The 23363-nt window shown below is 35.7% G+C and carries 16 protein-coding genes; 15 read left to right on the forward strand and 1 reads right to left on the reverse strand.

What is annotated here, in order from left to right; all coding sequences use genetic code 11:
- Positions 1-212 precede the first annotated feature (212 nt).
- The 15 genes from ACIQ1E_RS08860 to ACIQ1E_RS08930 all read left to right on the forward strand — a co-directional run bounded on the left by ACIQ1E_RS08860 (position 213) and on the right by ACIQ1E_RS08930 (position 22528).
- Complete coding sequence (locus ACIQ1E_RS08860) at positions 213-1820, forward strand: ELWxxDGT repeat protein (protein ID WP_396170633.1); 1608 nt, start codon at positions 213-215, stop codon at positions 1818-1820.
- A 118-nt stretch (positions 1821-1938) separates the two neighbouring features.
- Entirely contained in the window at positions 1939-4974 is a 3036-nt protein-coding gene (locus ACIQ1E_RS08865; protein ID WP_396170635.1) for a SusC/RagA family TonB-linked outer membrane protein, read from the forward strand.
- Between the two features lie 4 nt (positions 4975-4978).
- Positions 4979-6442: a RagB/SusD family nutrient uptake outer membrane protein gene (locus ACIQ1E_RS08870; RefSeq protein ID WP_396170637.1), complete on the forward strand. Its 1464-nt coding sequence runs from the start codon at positions 4979-4981 to the stop codon at positions 6440-6442.
- On the forward strand, positions 6429-7892 hold the full coding sequence (locus ACIQ1E_RS08875) for a hypothetical protein (RefSeq protein WP_396170639.1): 1464 nt from the start codon (positions 6429-6431) through the stop codon (positions 7890-7892). The genes ACIQ1E_RS08870 and ACIQ1E_RS08875 overlap by 14 nt, the downstream gene beginning before the upstream one ends.
- Positions 7893-7903: 11 nt before the next feature.
- Positions 7904-9058: a cytochrome-c peroxidase gene (locus ACIQ1E_RS08880; protein WP_396170641.1), complete on the forward strand. Its 1155-nt coding sequence runs from the start codon at positions 7904-7906 to the stop codon at positions 9056-9058.
- 451 nt (positions 9059-9509) lie between these two features.
- A complete protein-coding gene (locus ACIQ1E_RS08885; protein WP_396170643.1) occupies positions 9510-12500 on the forward strand; it encodes an outer membrane beta-barrel protein in 2991 nt (996 codons plus the stop codon).
- Positions 12501-12651: 151 nt separating this feature from the next.
- Positions 12652-14274, forward strand: coding sequence for a T9SS type A sorting domain-containing protein (locus ACIQ1E_RS08890; RefSeq protein WP_396170645.1), 1623 nt, complete (start codon positions 12652-12654; stop codon positions 14272-14274).
- Positions 14275-14363: 89 nt separating this feature from the next.
- Positions 14364-14801 (forward strand): GNAT family N-acetyltransferase, encoded by a 438-nt coding sequence (locus tag ACIQ1E_RS08895; protein WP_396170647.1) that lies wholly within the window; start codon positions 14364-14366, stop codon positions 14799-14801.
- Positions 14802-14979: 178 nt separating this feature from the next.
- Positions 14980-16449, forward strand: a complete 1470-nt coding sequence (locus tag ACIQ1E_RS08900) for a lipopolysaccharide biosynthesis protein (protein WP_396170649.1) — start codon at positions 14980-14982, stop codon at positions 16447-16449.
- A 117-nt stretch (positions 16450-16566) separates the two neighbouring features.
- Positions 16567-17001, forward strand: coding sequence for a dUTP diphosphatase (dut, locus tag ACIQ1E_RS08905; RefSeq protein WP_396170651.1), 435 nt, complete (start codon positions 16567-16569; stop codon positions 16999-17001).
- 400 nt (positions 17002-17401) lie between these two features.
- A complete protein-coding gene (locus ACIQ1E_RS08910; RefSeq protein ID WP_396170653.1) occupies positions 17402-17722 on the forward strand; it encodes a GIY-YIG nuclease family protein in 321 nt (106 codons plus the stop codon).
- Between the two features lie 148 nt (positions 17723-17870).
- Positions 17871-18881, forward strand: coding sequence for a sugar phosphate nucleotidyltransferase (locus tag ACIQ1E_RS08915; RefSeq protein WP_396170655.1), 1011 nt, complete (start codon positions 17871-17873; stop codon positions 18879-18881).
- A gap of 161 nt (positions 18882-19042) precedes the next feature.
- The gene (locus ACIQ1E_RS08920; RefSeq protein WP_396170657.1) at positions 19043-20392 is read left to right on the forward strand and encodes a tetratricopeptide repeat protein; all 1350 of its coding nucleotides are present in this window, start codon (positions 19043-19045) and stop codon (positions 20390-20392) included.
- Positions 20393-20400: 8 nt separating this feature from the next.
- On the forward strand, positions 20401-21198 hold the full coding sequence (locus tag ACIQ1E_RS08925) for a DUF4292 domain-containing protein (RefSeq protein WP_396170659.1): 798 nt from the start codon (positions 20401-20403) through the stop codon (positions 21196-21198).
- Positions 21199-21220: 22 nt separating this feature from the next.
- Complete coding sequence (locus tag ACIQ1E_RS08930; RefSeq protein WP_396170661.1) at positions 21221-22528, forward strand: peptidoglycan DD-metalloendopeptidase family protein; 1308 nt, start codon at positions 21221-21223, stop codon at positions 22526-22528.
- 76 nt (positions 22529-22604) lie between these two features.
- Here ACIQ1E_RS08930 and ACIQ1E_RS08935 read toward each other — a convergent pair whose 3' ends face one another.
- On the reverse strand, positions 22605-23171 hold the full coding sequence (locus ACIQ1E_RS08935) for a transglutaminase family protein (RefSeq protein WP_396170663.1): 567 nt from the start codon (positions 23169-23171) through the stop codon (positions 22605-22607).
- Between the last annotated feature and the right edge of the window lie 192 nt (positions 23172-23363).

Below are 23363 nucleotides of genomic sequence, written 5' to 3' on the forward strand. Positions count from 1 at the left end.
ACGATTCAACCAAATCAAAGAGCAAATTGTTCTTTGGCTCGAATTTTTACTGCTTATTTTTGCAGATGTATTTTTGGTAAAAAATCTAAAAACTCAAAAAGTGGGTTCTTAAGGAATGACTATTTAGTAGTTAGATTAATCTTAAAAAAAAATTGTAATATCAGTTTTTTTTAAATAGATTTGCAGTTAATGCAATACCTAAATTTATTTCTATGAAAAATATTTACATTTTATTTCTTTTAATATCATCATTTTCATTTGCACAAATAGTGCAAGTAAAAGATATTTGGACTGGTGTAGGCAATTCAAGTTCGCCTGCAAATTTATTTGATTTTAGCGGAACTTTGTTATTCCGTGCCAACGATGGTGTCAATGGAGTAGAGCTGTGGAAATCTGACGGAACCGATGCTGGGACTGTTTTAGTAAAAAACATTAATGCCGGAACAACAGTTTCTGGCACAAGTAATCCAGCTAATTTTACTAGTTTTTCAGGACAAGTGCTTTTTACCGCTTCAAATGGAACCGACGTAAATGCAACCGAATTGTGGAAAACCGACGGTACAAATGCAGGAACAGTTTTGGTAAAAGACATCAATGCTACCGCTGCCAATGCTAGCGGAAACCCACAAAACTTTACCATTATAAACCCAACAACGATGCTTTTTTCGGCAAGTGATGGCATTGGCGGCAATGAATTATGGAAAACCGATGGTTCAACAGCCGGAACAGTAAATGTGATCGATTATCCTGGAACGACCAACAGTATTACGTGGATCGAAAATTTAAATGGGACTGGAATTTTGGGACAAATTGTCTCAAATACAGGTCGAGAAATCTACAAATCAGATGGAACTGGAGCTAATTCTGGTTTGGTATTGGATATAACAACAGGAACAACAGGCGGTGTGGGAACTACTTTTTTTAAATCCGGAAATGTTATTTATTTTGGAGGAAATTCAGGAACTACGGGTACCGAATTATGGAAAACTGATGGTACAACAGCTGGAACCGTTTTAGTTAAAGATATTAATGCTGGTACCACGGCTTCATCTCCAGGACGGTTTGCAGCCATAGGAAGTACAGTTTACTTTAGAGCGACTGGTGCAAATGGCGCTGAGCTATGGAAAACTGATGGTACAGAAATCGGAACCGTAGAAGTTGCAGATATTTTTTCCGGAACAGGAAGTTCTAATCCCGATCAAGTGACAAGTGTAAATGGAGCTATTTATTTTTTTGCGGCCGATTCCGCCACCGATGCTAACGATTTGTATAAATACGACGGGACAACATTGACCAAACTAGCTGATTTTAATGCGAAAGCAAATACATTAAGTTCCAATTTTGTTCTGTTGGGTACTACAGTTTATTTTGCAGCCGATAGCAAAGACGCCGATGAATTTCGCGAATTATGGCAAACCGATGGCACTCCAGTAGGTACAATTAGCGTTTCAAGTTTGCATTCACCTGTTGTAAATCCAACAGGAGTGAGTAATATTACCGCAGTTGGCGGGAAACTATTCTTTACAGCCGCTTCGACCGATGGCACTGAATTGTTTAAATATGAACCAGTATTATCAGTTTCAAATGCAGATTTTGCTGAAAGAGTGCAAGTATATCCTAATCCGACCAACGGAAAAATGTATTTGAATTTGAAAAGCACCGATACAGTATACTATCAAATTTTAGATTTACTCGGCAAAACAGTAAGCGAAGGAACTGTAAACAACAACGAGATTGATTTTGAAGCAGAAAAAGGGGTCTATCTTTTAAAACTGGAAAATTCAGAATTCATTTCAAGACAAAAAATCATCAAAAAATAATTGGGTTTAGAATAATCCATCAATTTTAATAAAAAAACTCAATGTATTCCATTGAGTTTTTATTTTAATAAATATTTTCCAATTGAGAGTTTTAAAAAATATTTTTTTACTAATAATCTTGAATATATGCTTCCATAGTATTGCACAAAATCAGCGTGCTATATCGGGACAGGTTCTAGATATAAAGACTAAAAAACCGTTGGCTGGAGCAACTGTTTTGATTCAAAATTCAGGAATTGGATCGATTACAGATGCAAACGGAAAATTTTCATATACTATTAAAGAAAAAAATATTCCTAATACAGTTTTAACAATTTCGTACATAGGCTATGAAATTAAAAATGTTCGGGTAGGAAATGCTACAACGTTTACAATTTTTTTAGAGCAAGACGATTTTACACTTGACAATGTGGTCATCACCTCTTCTTATGGAACTAAAAAACGCAAAGAAGAAGCAGTAGGAGCAATTACAACAGTAAAAGCAGCTGAACTACAAGTGCGACAAGTGGCCGAAAGTTTTGACAAAATGTTAGATGGTGTCGCAGCAGGCGTTTTAATTACTGGCAGTTCAACAATAGGTTCGCCAGTAAAAATTGAAATTCGAGGTCAAGGAACTTTAACGCCACTCAACGGCAATTTAACAGGAACATCAACACAGCCGCTCATTATTATTGATGGCGTTATTATGAGTGAAGAAAAAGGTTTTGATAGCCAGCTTTTTGATGGAGGAGCAGGATCTGAGCAATTCAAAAATCCTTTAGCGAAAATCTCACCAGAAGACATCGAGGAACTTACCATATTGAAAGATGCCGCAGCAGTAGGGATTTATGGAGCCGATGCTGCAAATGGGGTTATTTTAGTAACGACCAAAAAAGGAAAATCAAAAAAACCATCATTTACTTTTGCAACACAAACTGGGTTTTCGGCTCCGATAAATCAAATAAAATACCTTTCGGGTCCACAGTTTTATGACATCAAAAAAGAATATTTAATAAGTCAAGGTCAAAGCGAAAGTCAAGCAAGTGGCAACGCAGGTTCACGATTAATTGATACAGATTGGTTCAATTTGCTCAATCGCAATGGTTCATTTAATCGCTATAATTTCAATGCTAGTTTTGGTTCTAGAAACTGGAATTTTAGATCCTCTTTCAATGCGCTACTCAATGAAGAGCCCCAAAAATCGAATAACTTCAAGCGGTATGGCGGCAATATCAATGTAGGTTTTGCGAAGAATAAATTATCAATACAAACTAGTATTACTCCCGCTTACACCGTTCAAAACGAGCCAAACACATTATTTGGATTCCCGCTTCCTCCCAATATTGCAGCTTATAACGCGGATGGAAGTTTTTCATCCTTGGGTTACGCAGGTTTTGGAAATCCGCTAGCGGTTGCAGCTCAAAACACCAACGAAACTAATGTAAAAAGTATGCTCGCAAGTGTTAATGCTTCTTATGCTTTTACAAAAAATTTGAAAATTGGCATCTTGTTCGGAACTGATTTTTCAGACAAATACCAAACGCGTTATTTTTCGGGCGAAAATGAAAGCGGACAGTTTAACGGCACCTTTCAAGCACCAAACGAAAATAATAATTTGATCACTTACCCCAATTGGGGTAGAAGATTTGAGTTCTACCGCGATAGTTTTAGATGGAATCAAAGTACAACTATTATGTACGAAAGAAAGGAAAAACTGCACTCGTTTGATGGCTTATTGGGTCTTGAAATGCAAAGCGAGCGAACAGAAAGCAGAAGAGTTTCGGGCACCGGTTTTGTAAATCCAAATGTTGTAAATCCTGCAAATGAAGCCAAGAAAACATTTTCGGACAATTCGTTGCTGAGCGAAGACAAACGCCGCTCCATCTTTTCACAATTCAATTACAATTACAACAAACGTTATTTTGTGCTGTTGAACATAAGACGAGACGAAAGTTCTGCTTTTGGAAGTGATGTGAACGCAGCGCTCAACGGGGGTTTCGGACTTTCCTGGAATGTGAGCAACGAGAATTTTTTGAAGAAAAACAAAACAATTGACTTTCTAAGGCTACGCACTAGTTTTGGTGTGACAGGAAATTCAAGAATTGGTTCTTACCGCGCTTTAGGATTGTATAATTTAGATGTAACAGGTAATGATGGTTATAATGGTGGTACTTATGCTACACCATCGACAGCGCCAAATCCTAATTTGTCTTGGGAGCGAAATTATAAATTCAATATTGGTTTGGATTTTAATTTTTTGGAGAAGTTTAAAATTACGGGTGAGTTTTTTATCGATAATCGGAACGATATTATTACATCAGAAACCACACCAGCCGAGATAGGATTCACTAGTATCCAAATCAATGGTGCGAGTATGGTTAATCAAGGAGTCGAACTGACCCTACAAGCCAATTGGATCAAAAACCCAAATTTTGCCTGGACGACCAATTTCAATATTAGCAAAATTCAAAATAAAGTAACTGATTTGAATGGTTTTGGGGAAACGTTTTCAGCAGCAGCTTTAGGTCGAGCTCAAAAAATTGGTGTATCAACGTCAGCAATTTGGGGCGCGCCGTTTGCAGGGATTGATCAAGCAACAGGGCGAGAACTCTTTTTTCAAAATGGTCAACTGTATGATGCCGCATCCTACAGTAATTTGTTTACGGTTGCCAATGCTGAAATTATTGGCGATTCGGCACCTGATTTTTTTGGAGGAATTCAAAATAGTTTTACCTTTTTCAAAAAACTAAATTTAGGCATTCGAGCAAGTTATCGATATGGCGATTCTTTTACTATTGATGATGAATTGGTGTCGCAATATCGTGTTATAGTAAACCGAAATTTAAGTGTAAACGCAATTGATCATTGGCGTCAGCAAGGTGATATAACTCAAAATCCAAGTGTTACAGACAATAACCCCATTATATCGAACTCTAGCCGATTTTTGTATGATGCTTCGCATATCAAAATTCAAAACGTGAATTTGAGTTATGTTGTTGCAATGGATAAAATGAATGTGAACTGGATTAAATCGGTCAACTTTTTTATGGATATTTCTAATGTTTTTTATTTTTATAAAACAAAGAGTCCAGCTGACCGAAATGGAGTTGCCGAATTTAGGTTCAAATATCCAGAAGCGCGTACATTAACCTTTGGGTTTCAAGCCAATTTTTAAGAAAATGAAAAAAATAATTTGTGTTTTAATCTGTATTATTTCTTCAGGGTGTAGCGACTTTCTAAATGTCGAACCCCGAGAGGATATCTCTATAAGCCAACAATTTTCGACTTTAACAGGAACGAAACAAGCTTTGAACGGCGCTTATTATCAAACAGAAGCGCTATTAAGTGATTTGGGATTTTTGTATGCGGATCTTTTAGGTGGCAACATTACTTTTACGCCAACAGTTTCGGGAACAAATAAAGGCATTATTGCAATACCGGCTAGAGTCAACGATTTTTATAATTTTAATTGCGTCAGAGACGATTTTTCTTTTAAAAGTTATTATCAAGATGCTTATGAAATAGTTTACAATTTGAATAATATTCTTTTGTATGTTTCTAAACTAACAGACGCAACAGATGTAGAAAAAAATCAAATTAAAGCCGAAGCGTTTGCTTTGCGAGGTTTGGTTCATTTTCAATTGGCACAATTGTTTGCTCAAACCTACAATTATACGCCCGATGCCTCGCACAAAGGTGTTGTGTATGCTGATAAGATTTTAATCGGAGGTGTCGATTATCCTGCTCGAAAATCTGTTGCAGCGACTTATTCCTTAATCGTCGGCGATTTGCAACAAGCGCTCACATTATTTACTGCAAATCAAGCGCTTGCTGGCGCCAAAACTTCTTACTTTAATGCTATTTCAACTAAGGCACTATTGGCGAAAGTAGCCCTGCAAAAAAGAGATTGGACTTTGGCCAAAACAATGGCAAACGATGTGATTGCAAATTCAGGAATCGCGCTAATGTCGGGGGAAAACTATGTTACCGAATGGGAAAAACCATCATTGCCGGTTTCTGAAACTATTTTAGAGTTTTCGGCTCCAATCAACAATGAAACAGGAACTTCTAGTAGCACGGTTGCACAATTTTATTTTTTGGTTGCATCAGGTACAACATTAAATTATGGCGCTTATTCAGCATCAGATGATTTGTATTTGATCTTTGACACCAATGATATTCGAAGAAATTGCTTTATCAATCAAGCAATAGCTGTTAAGATATCGTCGACGGTTTTTCAGCCACAAACTTTTCGTTTTACTAAAAAGTTTCAAGACAATGCAGGAACACAGTATATGCGATTGTCCGAAATGTATTTGATTGCTGCAGAGTCCGAAGCCCGATTAGGAAACAATACGGCTGCACTTTTAAGCCTAAATACCATTAGACAGCGTGCGGGTATAACGGCCCTTACCAACACGACAAATTTGCTCGATGCCGTTTTTTTAGAACGTAGAAAAGAACTTTGTTTCGAGGGTAATTTATTTTTTGATATTGCAAGATTCAATAAAAATGTAGTGCGAAATTTAGGGTGTTTGGCACAAACATGCAATCTTGATTATCCTAATAATAGGTTTATTTTACCTATTCCACAAAGTACAATTAATGTCAATCAAAATGTGATTCAAAATGAAGGCTATTAAAAAAACACTTTTTGGCTTGCTAGTACTTATAATCATTGCAGGCTGTAGCGAAAAAGGATTATATGACGAAAATTATAATTTTGTCCGCTTCGGATTGTTGGTCAATGCCAATAATGAAATTTTAGTATTTCCTCAAGTGCAGCAAAATGCCATCGAAAACGAAAGTTATACAGCAACAACAACCAAAAGTATTAACATTCCAGTAGTGATGACCACGACTTTGAAGGATCGTCCAACGGATATTTTTTATTCAATAACCACCGAGGGAACTTTTACTGATTATCGAATTGCACCAATTCAAAAGTTAACTATTCCCTCAGGAAAATTAATTGATACTTTAAGAATTGCTTTCAATACAAGGTGGACCAGTCCGAATAGCAATAAAATTAAGTTAACCATAACCAGTACTAGCAATCCTGAATTAAAAATAGGTTGGGACAGAACTGCACAACGAATGGATAATATTACCATTATTTTGGGCGACTTACAAAAAGTGAATTACAACTTTACCCAAAACTTGTACAATATCCAAGGCACGCTAAATGAGGAATTACTTATTCCGATTAATTTTTCGCAACCGATAACCAACGCTACAGTTGGTAATTTTGATTTTATCAATGCGCAATTTGTAGGTAGTATTTGTGATGCTGCGAGCAGTGCATTTTCTTATTCATTAGAAAGACAGCCGTTTATTGACGGTGCGACGCAAATTTTTTATAAACTTAAAGTGTTGTCCACCACGCCATTTGCGACCAATTTACAGTTAACTTTAAATACTGGATTGACTGATTTTAATGTTTTGGGTGTCAATCAAACAAATATTGTTAAATCAGAGAATATAGTTCGCGAGGGTGATCCTGCGGCACTTTGGTATAACACCGCCGATTTATTAAACCGGACCTATTGTTTGGTTTGGTATCGAGATCCTGTGACCTTGAATTGTAGATGGGGAACTTTAACGCAAATGTTTACCAAACCTGTAGCTGTACCAAAAGGTTCTAGTTTTGATAATGGTTTGGGATATCACAAATACAGAATTGGTTTTGTTGGCAATAGCGCACCTATTGGAACCAACCCATTCGATTTTCAACGTTTTTATGGTGGAACAAGTAATTCCTCGCCGGCGTTCAATATTCTGCAAGCACTTGAGTTTTTCCCAGAAAACGGTACAAGTACAACAAGAGGTATTGTAAAAGTTGTGCCTCAAACATTAACTTTTGTAAAATTATCAAACAGTCAGAACGTCAATGTTCCCATTTGTGGATCGGGTAGATATTATTTCAATCCAACTACAAACCGTTTTGAAATGTATTTGGATATCAATTGCGATGAAACAGCAATCAACGGTAACAGTAATGTCGTGCGTTCGATGTATATTTACCGTAACAATGCCGCTGCTCCTTTACCTGCTCCTTTGCCTATAAACTGTTCTAATCGATTAACTTTATAAACCTGATAATTATGAAAAAATTATTTCCTATATTATTTTCCACCGTTTTTGTTCTTTTGGGATTTGTTTCGTTCAACGATACTATTGCTGAGGGATTCGAAACCATTCAAGAATTAAGAAAAGCCTACAGCAGCGGAGATTATCAAAAGTGGCCAAAACCCAATTTGAATCCCTTAGTTGACCAATCTAAATTTCAAGACATTGGAGTTTTAGGAAAAGTATCTTTTCCAGAAAGCAATTTATATTCTAAACAAAAAGCCGATTTAGGCAAAATATTATTTTTTGATCCACGCTTGTCTGTTAGTGGACAAATTTCTTGCGCCAATTGTCATAATCCCGAATTGGGTTGGACCGATAATTTGACTAGAAGTTTTGGTCACGATCGTCAAAATGGTGGTCGAAATGCGATGACTATTTTAAATTCTGGTTTTGCTACTTCTCTTTTTTGGGACGGTCGAGCAGCTAGCCTCGAAGCCCAAGCTGCTGGCCCTATTCAAGATAAATTAGAAATGAATATGCACATTGATTTTGCGGTGGAAAAAATCAAATCCATAAAAGGTTATGCCAATTTGTTTGAAACAGCGTTTGATAACAAACAAATTTCTAAAGAAAACATACAAAAGGCAATCGCCACATTTGAACGCACCATTGTTTCTCCAAGTAGTAAATTCGACCGTTTTGTATCCGGAAAATCAGAGGAGTTTACCGATCAAGAGGTTCAAGGTTTACATCTTTTTAGAACCAAAGCGGGATGCATCAACTGCCACAACACACCTTATTTTTCAGACAATCAGTTTCATAATGATGGGCAGACCTTATTTGGTACCGTAAATGAAGATTTAGGATTGTACAATCTCACAAAGAACAAAGGAGATATAGGCAAGTTCAGAACGCCAACCTTGCGCGAAGTCGGCAGAACAGGACCTTGGATGCACCACGGACATTTTCCGTTTTTGATAGACGTAGTACAATTGTATAATCTAGGAAATCCAAGTCCCATTCAAAAGAAATACGAAGGAAGCGCACGCGATTCGCTTAAACCTACTACTTCGCCACTACTCAAAAAGTTAAAATTGACAAAAGAGGAGGAGAAAGCTTTAGTTGCTTTTTTAGGAACCCTAACTACACCAACGGTGCGAATGAAAATGCCCGCGATGCCAAAATAGGTTTGTTAATTCGTCTGTTTGGATTTTTAAACCAAACTAATTTTTATTTTTTTAGATTTAAATCTATTTCTTCAAGATTTTTCAAAAATGTATTGATGTAATCTTGTTAAGCAAAATCTTTATAGATTTTGTTTATTGTTAAGAATAAGTTATTCTTTATAAAAAAAAGGGAATATCAATAAAACAGTAAGAGTTATCAAAAACTAACTTTTAAATTAAATTAGTTTCAAGAGTCCCGCAATCGCGGGATTTTTTTTATACTTAAATGACAGAAAATTTTACATAAACTTTAACTTAGATTTAAATCAACAAATACTTATCGTTTAGCTCACAATAAATTAACATTAGAGGATTTTAATATAAATATGTTAATCTACCATTAACATTAAAAACCTTCATTGATAGTACTTTTGCCGTGAAATTCTAGCAATTTTTAATCAAAAATATTTCAATGAAATTATCAAATCTTATCTTTTTTTTATTGTTCGTTACCTCGGTCTATTCGCAAAATAATAAAGCAACTGACCTAGCGGATGCTTCTTTAGCAGAAACAATAGCAACAACTACAATAGACGAAAATTCTATTATTACAGGAACTGTAATAGAGGAATCTACAGGAAAACCGTTACCAGGTGTTTTGGTGGCAATAATTGGCACAAAATTTTCTACCCAAACCGATGCTCAAGGAAAATTTTATTTCAGAAAAATGCCAGCGGGCCAATATATTTTAGAGTTTTCTTTATTTTCTTTTTCTACAAAAGTAGTTGACGAGGTGGTGGTTGTCGATAAAGAAGCTACTGTGCTGAATGTTTCTATGTCTGAATTGAACGGAGTGTTAGATGAGGTAGTCATCAAAACGGTTAAAGCAAAAACAGAATCGGTACAATCGCTTTTGACGATGCAAAAAAACAGCATCAGAGTTTCTGATGGTATTTCGGCAGAAAGCATCAAAAGAACTCCAGATAGAACTACTTCAGATGTCCTAAGAAGAATTAGCGGTACCAGTATTCAAGACAATAAATTTGTAATTGTACGGGGATTAAATGACCGTTATAATACTACCTATTTAAACGGTTCACCGCTACCAAGCACAGAACCAGACAAAAAAGCTTTTTCATTTGATATCTTTCCGGCTAACATGCTTGATAATTTAGTGATTAACAAAACGGCTTCGCCAGATTTACCAGGAGAATTTGCAGGAGGTATCATTGAAATAAACACCAAATCAACCCCAGAGAAAAACTTTCAATCCATTACAGTAGGAGCGGGATACAATACTATCACAACAAATAAAACTAGATTTGAAGCAAACGATGTGAAAGTTGGTTTGCCATCTTATTTTCCTACTTCAACTGATTTTATCGCTTTACAAAACCAGAAAACGGAAACAAGCATACAACAAATAGCCTCTTTGGCAAAGACCTATCAAACTGATTGGAGTGTGGATGAGGGCAAATTTGATCCTAATACCAACTTTCAGTTCACTTTAGGACGTTATTTCAAATTCAATGACACACAAAGTTTAGGCCTATTGGCTTCTGCGACCAACAATGTTACTAATGTTTTTGGAGTAGGAACCTTAAAAGAGTATGAAACACCTGGTGTACAAAATAAAGATTTCCATAATGATAATTATAGAAAACAAAAATTGCTTGGTGCAATAGTGAATCTTTCTTTAAAATTAAACACTAATAACAGGTTTAGCTTCAAAAATTTATACAGTATAACTTCTGAAAGTAGATATACAGATCGATTAGGAACCAAAAACATACAAGATGTAGAACCTACAATGTCAAGTTCTACCAACAGATTATTTACTGAAAACAAAATATATACAGGACAATTTATTGGGGAACATTTCTTGCCTGAAAGTAAGATTAAAATTGGTTGGGTAGGTTCGTACAGTAATGTTCAAAGAGAAGTACCATCAGAAAGAAGAAACACTTATGAGTACATTCAATATTCAGATGGAACCCAATCTGTGCCTACAGCAAATTTTGTTATAAACGCGGTAGGTCTCGATTATCCAGGGTCTATTTTTACATCAAACAACAGCGAAAACATTTTTAGTTCCAAGATAGACATTAGTAAAAAATTGGAATTTTCGGATAATTTTTCTGCCGATATCAAAATAGGAGGAATTACACAATCTCGTAACAGAAAATTTCAAGCGAGACAATTGGGGTACATTCCTTTTAACGGAAGAGTGAATGGGATAAATTGGGGCACCAACACTTTTTCGAGTACAATACCAACCTTGCCAAATGAAACCATATTCAAGTCTTCAAATATGGGAATTTTGTCCACTTCGCCTCGAGTTAGTGGTCTGACTCTTTTTGAAGGTACCAAAGGAAGTGATTATTATGATGCAGAATCTAATTTAGATGCTGGTTATTTGATGATTGACAACGTGTTTAATAAATGGAGAATCATTTGGGGAGCTCGTATTGAAAATTATTCACAGCAACTGAATTCTAAATCTGAGGTGAATGCGCCTGTTGTAGTAGATGACACACAATTAGATATATTGCCTTCTTTCAACCTTATTTATAGCCTAAATAAAAAGCAAAATTTGAGATTGAGTGGCTCTAAAACATTGAATAGACCCGAATTTAGAGAATTAGCGCCCTTTTTGTTCTACGATTTCGACACTAGATTTAATACCTCTGGAAATCCAGACTTAAAAATCACAGATATTTATAATGCTGATTTACGATATGAGTATTTCTTAGGCAAAGGGCAAATGTTTTCGGTATCTACTTTTTATAAAAATTTTAAAAACCCAATCGAATTACAAGCTTTAGCCAACAACTCCAATATATATCAAAATGCTTCTGCAGGAACCAATTATGGTATTGAATTAGAGTTTAGACTTTTAGTAAGTACTTTATTTGGAGCGAAGGAAAATAAATTTTTAGATGATTTGACTATTTTCTCCAATTTGGCAGTAATTCGTTCTGAAGTCGATATATCAAACCTCACCCCGACCGCATTTAAAACCCCAATGCAAGGGCAATCACCTTATGTGTTTAATGCCGGATTACAATATATAAATAAAGAATTGGGATGGTCATTTGCTGCCAATACAAATAGAGTGGGAGATAGAATTACGATTCACGGAAACCAAACTACTGGAAACACCGCACCTGCATTTTGGGAAAAATCAAGAACATTTTTAGATTTTCAAATAGCAAAAAACCTTTTGAAAAACAAAATTGAATTAAAATTAAACGTTCGAAATGCATTAGCAGAGGATTTAGTTTTTTACCAAAACAATGACTTGCCTGGAGCCAAAGAAATTAAAGGATTTGATGGCTTTGTAAACAAAGTATTCACAGGTGATTCTCAAAATAAGAATGGATTTGATGCTAAAGTGGATGATGAAGTGAGTAGAAATACATTTGGACGCGTTTTTTCTTTTTCAATGACTTATAATTTCTAGAGACCTATAAAATATAGTACTTAAGAGCTTGTTTTTGAAACAGGCTCTTAATGTTTAGGAAACATAATGATATTGTTATTGTAACCCTTAGTTTACATAGTGTTTACATTACAATCTTAATATTGCTAAAAAATTTAAACACACACACAAAATGAAAAAAATTTACTCTTTATCAATGTTATTACTGGTAACTTTTACTGGTTTTGCTCAATTTACTACAACAACATATCGCGGTGCATTTGCTCCAGCTCCAACAGCAATGTGGACCGACACTTGGACCGAATTTGACCCTCAAAACAAAGTGTATCCAACACCAACAGTAACTGTTTCTGCTAATATAACTACAAATACTACTTGGACAGCAGGTAATACCTATGCTTTAGGAGGACAAATTTATGTAAAAAACAACGCTACCCTAACCATTGAGCCAGGGGTGGTCATTGCGAGTATTACTCCTGGAGCAGGCTTGTTTATTACCAAAGGAGCTAAACTTATTGCAGAAGGAACAGTTAGCAGTCCAATTGTATTCACCTCTGGAAATTCAGCAGGAAATAGAAACCGAGGAGATTGGGGAGGAGTTATCTTACTAGGTAAAGGCTCTTACAATATCAACGGTGGAGTAAATAATATCGAGGGAATTGCACCAACTGCTGACACAGAATTTGGTGGTGGTGCAACTCCTGATGACAATGACAATTCAGGTTCTTTGAAATATGTGAGAATAGAATTTGCAGGGTTTACTTATGGTGCGGCAGGAAGTAATACAGAGATTAATGGATTGACAATGGGAGCTTGCGGCAAAGGAACCAAAATAGATTATGTGCAGGTTTCCTATGCTAATGATGATTCTTTCGAATGGTTTGGAGGCGCAAATGATTGTTTTCACTTGGTTGCTTTCAATGGTCTTGATGATGATTTTGATACTGATAATGGTTTTAGTGGTAAAGTTCAATTTTGTTTGGCTATCAAAGAACCTTCAGCGGCAGACACTTCAGATTCTAATTGTTTTGAAACGGATAATAATTCAACAAGTGCCGCAGGAACAAGTTTCACAAGAGGTATTTTTTCAAACTGTACTTTGGTTGGACCTACCTACAGAACTACATTGCCAAACGGAGGTACTTTAAACAATAGACATAGAAGAGGAGCGCATTTAAGAAGAAATACACAACTTCAAATTTGGAATTCTATTTTTATGGATTTTGTAGACGGGGTAGTGTTAGATGGAGCTACAACACAAACTAACGCAACAAACAACACCTTGAAATTCAAAAGTAATATTATTGCAGGTACAGCAGCAACAAAAGTTGTTGTAGCAGCTTCTCCAACTACTTATGATGTGGCAACTTGGTTTGCAAACAATAACAATACCTCTCAGGCTAGCAGCGCAGGTTTGTTAACTACACCCTACAATACTGCAGACGGAAGCATTTACACAGGATTAGATTACAGACCAGCAACAGGTTCTATCGCTTTAACAGGTGCTGATTTTACAACACTTAGTAATGATAAATTTGCTGCAAATGCTGAATTTTCTTTAAAAGTATATCCTAACCCGTCTTCAGACAGTTTCAAATTCGATTATGTTTCTTCTTCTAACGAAAAAGTAAAAGTAACAGCATATGACATTACTGGAAAAACAGTAAAATCTATTGATGTAGATTACTCAGAAATAAATGAACAAACGATTGGAAATGATTTTACTCCAGGAGTATATGTTATCGCTTTGAAACAAGGAGATATCAGCAAAACAGTTAGGGTGATCAAAAAATAAGTATCAGCTCAAATAAGTTTCAAGAGTCCCGCAAATTGCGGGACTTTTTTTGTTTAAATTTATCCCCTAATTGCAATACCAAAATAATTTTGAAAACAGTAGAACTCACCACTATCGAAGAAATGTTCGAACAAATCGAAATAATCCGCTATTTGTACCCCAATATTTCGGAAGAAAAATACAAAACATACCTTGAAGCAATGGTTCTGCACAATTATACACAGGTTGCCGTTTTTGATGAAGAAGAGTGCGTTGGACTTACTGGTTTGTGGTATGGAATCAAACTTTGGTCAGGAAAGTATTTGGAAATTGATAATTTTATTGTGCATCCTGATTATCGTTCAAAAGGAATCGGCAAACTACTCACAGATTATGTCAATCAAAAAGCAACCGATTTAGGCTGCACAATGATTGTGCTCGACGCCTATACCCAAAATTTCACCGCGCACCGATTTTATTACAATCAAGGCTATATGCCCCGAGGTTTTCATTTTGTGAAAACATTAAACGTAGACGGACTGACTTAAATCTCTTAATTTAAAAAGACTAAAACGTCACGAATTTGCTCTAATTTTAAGAATTTGTGAGAATTTGTGTAATTTGTGGTTGAATTTTTAAATAGACTTTGTTTGGATTGAATTAATAAATTCAGAATTAAACCAAAGAATTGGTTATTTTTGTGTCATAAAATTAATAGAGACACACTTGGGATTGTATAAAAATCTTTTCAAACAAACTGCCATTTACGGACTCGCAACGGTTTTGCCGAGAATGTTGAGTTTTTTATTGGTGCGATTATATACTGGAAAATTACCTACTGCCGATTATGGAGAAATGACCATCGTACTTTCTTATGTGGTATTTTTCAATGTAATTCTGTCTTACGGCATGGAAACTGCTTTTTTTAGGTTTTATAATTCTGAAAAGGACAAGCAAAATGTAATTGCTACTTCCACCATTTCAATATTTTGGTCAACCATTATCTTCCTTTTTGCAGCCTTAATTTTCAGAAATTCATTAGCCGCATATGCCAATGTCGATGTACAATACATTACTTATGCTATTTGGATTTTAGCGCTTGATGCGCTAGTAATTATTCCGTTTTCTAAGCTCAGAGCCAATCAACGACCAATGAGATATGCTGCCATCAAGATAGGAAACGTGATGGTCAATTTGATTCTCAATATTTTCTTTTTGGTCTATTTACCTGAACTTGCCGCAGACAATCCTAATTCTTTCGTCGATAATTTGTATGTCGAAAACTCTGAAATTGCGTATATTTTCATTGCCAATTTACTGGCAAGTTTACTCACATTAGTAGCGCTTTCGCCCAATTACTTCAGTTTAGAGCGAAGATTCGACAAGCTTCTTTGGAAAAAAATGATGAAATATGGCCTGCCCATTCTCGTGGCGGGAATTGCTTTTGCGGTCAACGAACATTTCGATAAAATTCTTTTAGGAAATTTGCTTCCCGAAAACATAGCCAAATCCGAAGTAGGAGCTTATTCGGCTTGTTACAAACTCGGTTTGTTTATGGTTTTGTTCGCCACAGCATTCCGCTTAGGAATCGAGCCTTTCTTTTTTAGCCATTCGTCAAATGATAAAGCACCCGAGACCTATGCCGTTATTACCAAATATTTCGTTATTTTGGGATCATTAATACTTCTGGGTGTAATTGTTTTCGCCGATGTATTGAAGTTTCTTTTATTGGCTGATAAATCGTATTGGGAGGCGATGAAAGTCGTACCGCTCATTATTCTAGCCAATTTTTGTTTGGGTATTTACAACAACCTTTCGGTTTGGTACAAACTGACCGATAAGACTCAAATAGGCGCATACATTTCGATTGTTGGAGCGATTATAACTTTGGTTTTAAATTATCTTTTAATTCCTGAATACAGCTATTATGGTTCGGCAGTTGCTACCATCTCGGCTTACGGAACTATGATGGTTATCTCGTATGTGCTCGGAAATAAATACTATCCAATTCCGTATGATATAGAAAAAATAGGCGGATATCTCGGCTTGTCAATATTGTTTTCGATTATTTCTTTTTATGGATTTAGAGAGAACTATTTTGTTGGAATCTCATTGTTGATAGGGTTTATGTATTTCATATATCGCACCGAGAAACAAACTATTTTGGGTATATTAAAACGTCCGGCTAAAAATTAGGAGCTATTTCCCGCTATTCGTTGTAATCTTTTCTTTTTTAAAGGAAAAAAGAAAAGGATTTCCACTGCTATCGGGGCTAGGGCATTCCAGAATCAACAAATTTTATATTAATTTACAATGACAATAAACATCATCAACAAATCGCAACACGACTTACCCAACTATGAAACCATAGCTTCGGCAGGAATGGATTTGCGTGCCAATTTAACCGATTCAATCACCTTAAATCCTTTAGAAAGAACTATTGTAAAAACAGGACTTTTTATCGAATTGCCAATAGGATATGAAGCGCAAGTAAGACCTAGAAGTGGCTTGGCTGCCAAAAAAGGAATTACGGTTTTGAATTCTCCTGGAACTGTTGATGCGGATTATCGCGGAGAGATTGGTGTGATATTAGTAAATTTATCCAATGAGGTTTTTGTCATCGAAAACGGAGAACGCATTGCTCAACTCATCATCGCCAAACACGAAAGAGCCGATTGGATTGAAGTTCAAGAATTGTCAGAAACCTCGAGAGGAGAAGGTGGTTTTGGGAGTACGGGGGTTAAATAATTCCTGCGCAGGCAGGAATCTTGTAAATCGATTTCCTATTCCTGCGAAGGCAGGAATCTCGTGAACTGATTTTCCTACTTCCTGCGAAGGCAGGAATCTTGTGAATTGATTTTCAACTTCCTGCGAAGGCAGGAATCTCGTGATTTAATTTTCAACTTCCTGCGAAGGCAGGAATCTAATAGATGGAAAAAGACATTTTGAGTAGTAAAAATGATTATAAATAAGATTCCTGCCTTCGCAGGAATATTGAGAAAAGACATTTTGAGTAGTAAAAATGATTATAAATAAGATTCCTGCCTTCGCAGGAATATTGAGAAAAGACATTTTGAGTAGTAAAAATGATTATAAATAAGATTCCTGCCTTCGCAGGAATAATGCCTTCGCAGGAATAAAGGAGAAAATGAAATTGTGGTATATCTACATAATGACCAATAAGCATCAAGGAGTCATTTATGTTGGAGTTACCGATAACTTAATTGAAAGAGTCAAAGCACATAAATTAAAGGTTTATCCAAATTCATTTACGGCAAAATATAACTGCGATAAGTTAATTTATTTTGAAGAATGGGACAATGGTTTAGAGGCTACAATTAGAGAAAAGCAATTAAAAAAATGGAAGCGAGATTGGAAAGTAAAATTAATTGAAGATATGAATCCAACTTGGATGGATATTAGTTTAAATTGGAATTTCGATTTTAGTAAAGTAAGAAGTAAAAAATAAATATGATAGATTCCTGCCTGCGCAGGAATATGGCCTTCGTAGGAATGAGATAGATACCTGCCTTCGCAGGTAAGAAAAAAATAATTATTAACCAAGATACCTGCTTTCGTAGGTATTAAAAAGATACCCGCCTTCGCGGGCAGTAAGTATGAAAATAATAGTACCAATGGCTGGACGTGGAAGCAGACTAAGACCACACACATTAACCATTCCGAAACCTTTAATTCCAATTGCTGGAAAGCCAATTGTGCATCGTTTGGTTGAAGATATAGCAGGAGTTTTGAATCAGGAAATCGAAGAAATTGCTTTTATCATCCACGAAAGTTTTGGCAAAAAAGTAGAAGAAGATTTAATCGCTATTGCCGAAAAGTTAGGCTCAAAAGGAACAATTTATTATCAAAACGAAGCATTGGGAACAGGTCACGCCATTATGTGTGCCAAGGATTCTTTGAGCGGACCGGCTGTGATTGCATATGCCGATACTTTGATTCGTGCCGATTTCGACTTGGATCAAAACGCTGATAGCGTGATTTGGGTAAAAAAAGTAGATCAGCCAGAAGCTTTTGGGGTAGTCAATTTAAATGAAAAAAATCAAATCATTGAGCTAGTCGAAAAACCTAAGGAATTTGTTTCTGACCTTGCTGTTATTGGAATATATTATTTCAAAGATGTTGCCGTTCTTAAAAACGAATTGCAATTTGTTTTAGATAACAATATCATCAACGGTGGTGAATATCAAATTAACGACGGAATCAAACAAATGATGGCCAAAGGAATGATTTTTGTGCCGGGAGAAGTCGCCGAATGGATGGATTGCGGTAACAAAGATGTAACCGTCGAAACTAATTCTAGAATGCTAGGTTTTTTACATAATGACGGAGAGAATTTAATAGATTCCACTGTAAAATTGGAGAATTCAACCATAGTTCCTCCCTGTTATATTGGAAAAGACGTTGTTTTGATTAACGCAACAGTTGGTCCAAACGTGTCTTTAGGAAATGGATGTCATGTTGTTGATAGTTCTATAAAAAACAGTTTGGTCCAAACGCATTCGCATATCAAAAACGCCAATCTTGACAACGCCATGATAGGAAGCCACGCTAGTTTTGATGGTAATTTCACCAGCATTAGCATTGGTGATTATTCGGTTTTGGAATAATAAAGAGGTGTTAACTCAGGTTGAAAATTAAAAAATTAAGCTATTTACTTTTAAACCATTAAGAAATTAAGGCTCATTAAGACTAAAAACTTAATTTTCTTAATGGTTTAAAAAAAGTAATGGATTTTAATAAGTTGATTGTAATATTTGAAGCAACAACAATGAAAAAAACAATTTCATTCTTTTTATTCTTGGTTTTGCTTTGCAATTCAGCTTTGCTATTGGCGCAAGCCGAACCCGAATCAATAGTGCCGGATGAAGATAAATTTCAAGATTATTTTTATGAATCTTTGAAGCAAAAAGGGATCGAAAATTATGACCGAGCGATTACAGAATTAGAACATTGTTTGAAATTAAAACCCAATGATGCCACAATTTACTCTGAATTGGGAAAGAATTATTTGGGACAAAAAGACTATGAGCGTGCTTATAATTCATTCGAAAAAGCAGCACAAATTGACCCGAAAAACAAATGGTTTTGGGCGGGAATGTATGAGGTAAATTATCAAACAAAGAATTACAATCAAGCCATTGTCAACATTAACAAGTTGATAGAATTTGACCCCGCATATAAGGAAGATTTGGTTTCGTTGTATATGTACACACAGCAATTTGACAAGGCACTGGCACTCATCAATGAGTTGAATGAAAAGGCAGGAAAATCTTCTATGCGGGAAATGTATAAAACACAAATTTTGTCGCAAGGGAAATATCAAAATGCTGAAATAGAAAATTTGTTAAATCAAATAGATAAGAACCCAAAGGTGGAGTCCAATTATATAGCTTTACTGAAGTTGTATTCTCAGAATAATGAAGCCGAAAAAGCCTTGCAAATCATCAAAAAACTGGAAGTCGAAATTCCAGGTTCGGAATGGGCACAAGTAGGGCTTTTTAAATATTATTTAGACAAAAACGATACGCAAAAGGCGATAAATTCGATGAATGTGATTTTGGCTAGTACTAGCATAGACGCCAAAATTAAAAACAAAGTGCTGCTTGATTTCTTGAATTTTGTCAAAACAAATCCCAAGTTTACGCCTGAATTAGAAAAGGCTTTTTCCTATTTTGACAAAGACCCAGATGCAAATCTAAATAAGGAAATAGGTAAATTCTACCTGAACAAAAAGCAAGCGGATAAAGCCATTTTATATTTTGAGAAGGCGTTAAAAAGCAATTCTGTCGAAGATGTGGAAACTAATTTATTGCTGCTTCAAGCCTATGTCGAAAACAAACAGTTTGAACTATTGGCAAAAAAAGCGGCCAATTTGATAGAGATTTATCCAAGTCAACCGCAATTTTATTATTTTGCGGGTGTGGGCAACAATCAATTAAAACAGTACAAAAACGCAATTACATTTTTGGAAATGGGCTTAGATTATGTAGTAGGCGATGTGGTTCTAGAAGCCAATTTTAATCTTCAATTAGGGGAGGCCTACAACGGTTTAGGTGATTTCAAGAAAAAAGAAATGTATTTTGCAAAAGCCAATCAATTGGTAAAAGCTAAAAAGTAACAGATAGAATGAATAGAATATACAAAAACATAATAATACTTTTTTTGATAAGTTTCGCCAGTTCATTAGCATTGGTGTCGTGTAAATCTAAGACCGCCGTGGTGGATGCATCGAAAAACGAAAACAGAAAGAGCATCAATAAAACCATAGAAAACTATTACAACAATAAAAATGAATTTTCTACATTATATATAAAAGCGAGTGCTAAATATGTAACCGAAAAACAAAGCCAGAACGTAACTGCCGAAATAAAGATCAAAAAAGACGAACAGATTTTGGTAAGCGTTCGTTTTTTAGGGATTACAATGGCAAAAGCATTGATTACTCCCACCAAGGTCAGTTATTATGAAAAACTTGGAGGCACTTATTACGAAGGTGATTTCACCGCATTAAGTCAGTTGTTAGGAACCGATTTAGATTATAATAAAGTTCAAAATCTGATTTTAGGTAGAGCGATAGATAATTTGAAAGAGGGAAAATATACAGAGACACTTGCCGATCAAGTATATCGATTGGATGAGATATCGGATGCGAACACAAAGAAATCGTTCTATATTGATGCCAATAATTACTCTATAAATAAACAAGAGGTTTCACAAACCAAAGAAGAAAGAATGATTCAGGTGGTGTATTCCAATAAAAAAGAGTTTAAGGAAATGTCCCTACCTTTGGCCATCAACATCGACTCCTATCAAAAGAAGGGCAAAGCGGAGATAAACTTAATTTATAGCGCAGTGAACTTCAATGAAGAACTTTCTTTTCCTTATAGTGTTCCAAATGATTACAAAAGAATTATAATTAAGTAAATTTGCACAAACGTTTTATACCATGCCAAAATTTCTCATAAGCCTAATTTTACTAAGTATGACTTCATTGATGTGGAGTCAAGATTCACAGCAAGAAAAATTAGAACAACGAAAAGCCCAAATTCAGCAAGAAATCAGAGATAATGAAAGGCTGCTGCAATCAGTCAAGAAAAAAGAAAAATCAGCAGTAAGTGTTGTTATCGTTCAAGCTAATAAAATAAAGCTAAAAGAAAAACTGATCAATACCACCGAAAGACAAGCCAAATTATTGGGCAATGATATTTACATCAATCAACTGCAAATCAACAAGCTAAAAAGGGAATTAGATACCTTAAAAGCAGATTACGCCAAGATGATTGTAAAATCATACAAAAGCCGTTCAGAGCAAAGCCGCGCAATGTTTATTCTGTCTTCAAACAGCTTTTTGCAAGCCTATAAAAGAGCACAGTATATGAAACAATATACGAGTTATAGAAAAATGCAAGGCGATGAGATTACATCTAAATCGACCCAGTTGGCAGAGCATAATGAAAAATTAGGAGTTCAGAAATCGGCCAAACAAAAATTGATTGAAGAAAACGAAAAAGAAAGATTGTCATTGCTAAAAGCCAAGCAAGAGCAGCAAAAAATAGTAAATTCTATTAAAAAGGATAAGAATAAAATTGCAGCTGAAATCAAAAAACGACAAGCCGAAGCCAGAGCTATTGACAGACAGATTGACCGAATCGTAAGGGAGGCAATAGCCGAAGCCAATAGAAAAGCCGCCTTAGAAAAAGCAATGGCTAGAGCCAAAGCTGAAGCCAAAAGCGGAGATTCAAACGAAGATATTAAAACCCGTGCCAAGGCTATCGTGTCTGCTAATCCTGTAGCAATGTCCTCGAAAATAGTATTAACAGCCGAAGCCAAAATACTTGCTGATAATTTCAAAGCCAACAGAGGTAAACTTCCTTGGCCAGTAGAAAAAGGGTTTGTATCACTGCCTTTTGGCGATCAGCCTCACCCACAATTTCCGTCTTTGAGGGTTCACAATAGTGGTGTCGAAATAACCACTGATCAGGGAGCGACAGCCAGAGCGGTTTTTGCAGGCGAAGTAACTAGCGTAATGGTATTATCTCCTGTAAATAAAGCAGTTATGATTCAACACGGGGACTATTTTACGGTTTACCAAAACTTAAGTTCCGTATCGGTAAGCAAGGGTGATAAAGTTAGTATCAAGCAAGGAATTGGTAGGGTAAGAACCAATGGAGAGACCGGAAGAACCGTTCTAAAATTTACCATTTCACAAAATACTACCTATAACAATCCGTCGAGTTGGTTGTTTAATATGTAATGAAGTTAGAATAAAACGAAAACAGCACCATTTTTTAATGATAAAATGGTGCTGTTTTTGTAAATAGAAAACTGAGCTACTGTTGTTGCTGTTGCTGTTGCTGCTGTTGCCTCATTTGCAGCTTGAGTTGGTATTCAATAAGATCGAGTTGTTTTTGCACTTCATCAGAAACTTTTTTGAGTTTTACTTCGTTTTTTTCTTCAAATAGTCTACCGTCTTCATAACTTATTGCAACACTAACAGTAAGATTTTGCTTGGCAAATCCTTTAAAAGAACCTTTTACAGGAGTGCATTCATCAAAATCTCTCCCCACAGAAAGTTTTACGTGCTTGTCCATAGTCCAAATATTATTGGTAGGGTCAATGCCTAGCCAGCCTTGGGTTGGGGTATAAAATTCAACCCAAGCATGAGTTGCTCCTTCGCCTCTTAAAATAGCATTATTTGAACAAACATAACCACTTACATAGCGCGAAGGAATACCAGCTGTGCGCAGCATCTGCAAAAGCACGTGAGCAAAATCTTGGCAAACTCCTTTTTTGTGAGCCAGAATTTCGTCCACAGTGGTTTCAATATTTGTTATTCCCTTGGTATAAGTAAAGTTTTTGAAAATATACGTACTACATAATTGACCAATTTCTGTGATGGATGGAACTTCGTATAATTTTGCAGGAGGTAACTGTTGATTTAATTAAAATCTCTTTCAAGGCTTCTCCAATCACTTTTAATGAATTAAGAATAGGTTTAGCCAATTTTCGGCGACCTTTTTTAGTTTATGAATTTATTCCTTATTTCTAAAGGCGGCATAATACAACTGTCCTTTTTGCCAAACAACTTA

This window comes from Flavobacterium sp., assembly GCF_044348915.1.
Classification (GTDB): Bacteria; Bacteroidota; Bacteroidia; order Flavobacteriales; family Flavobacteriaceae; genus Flavobacterium.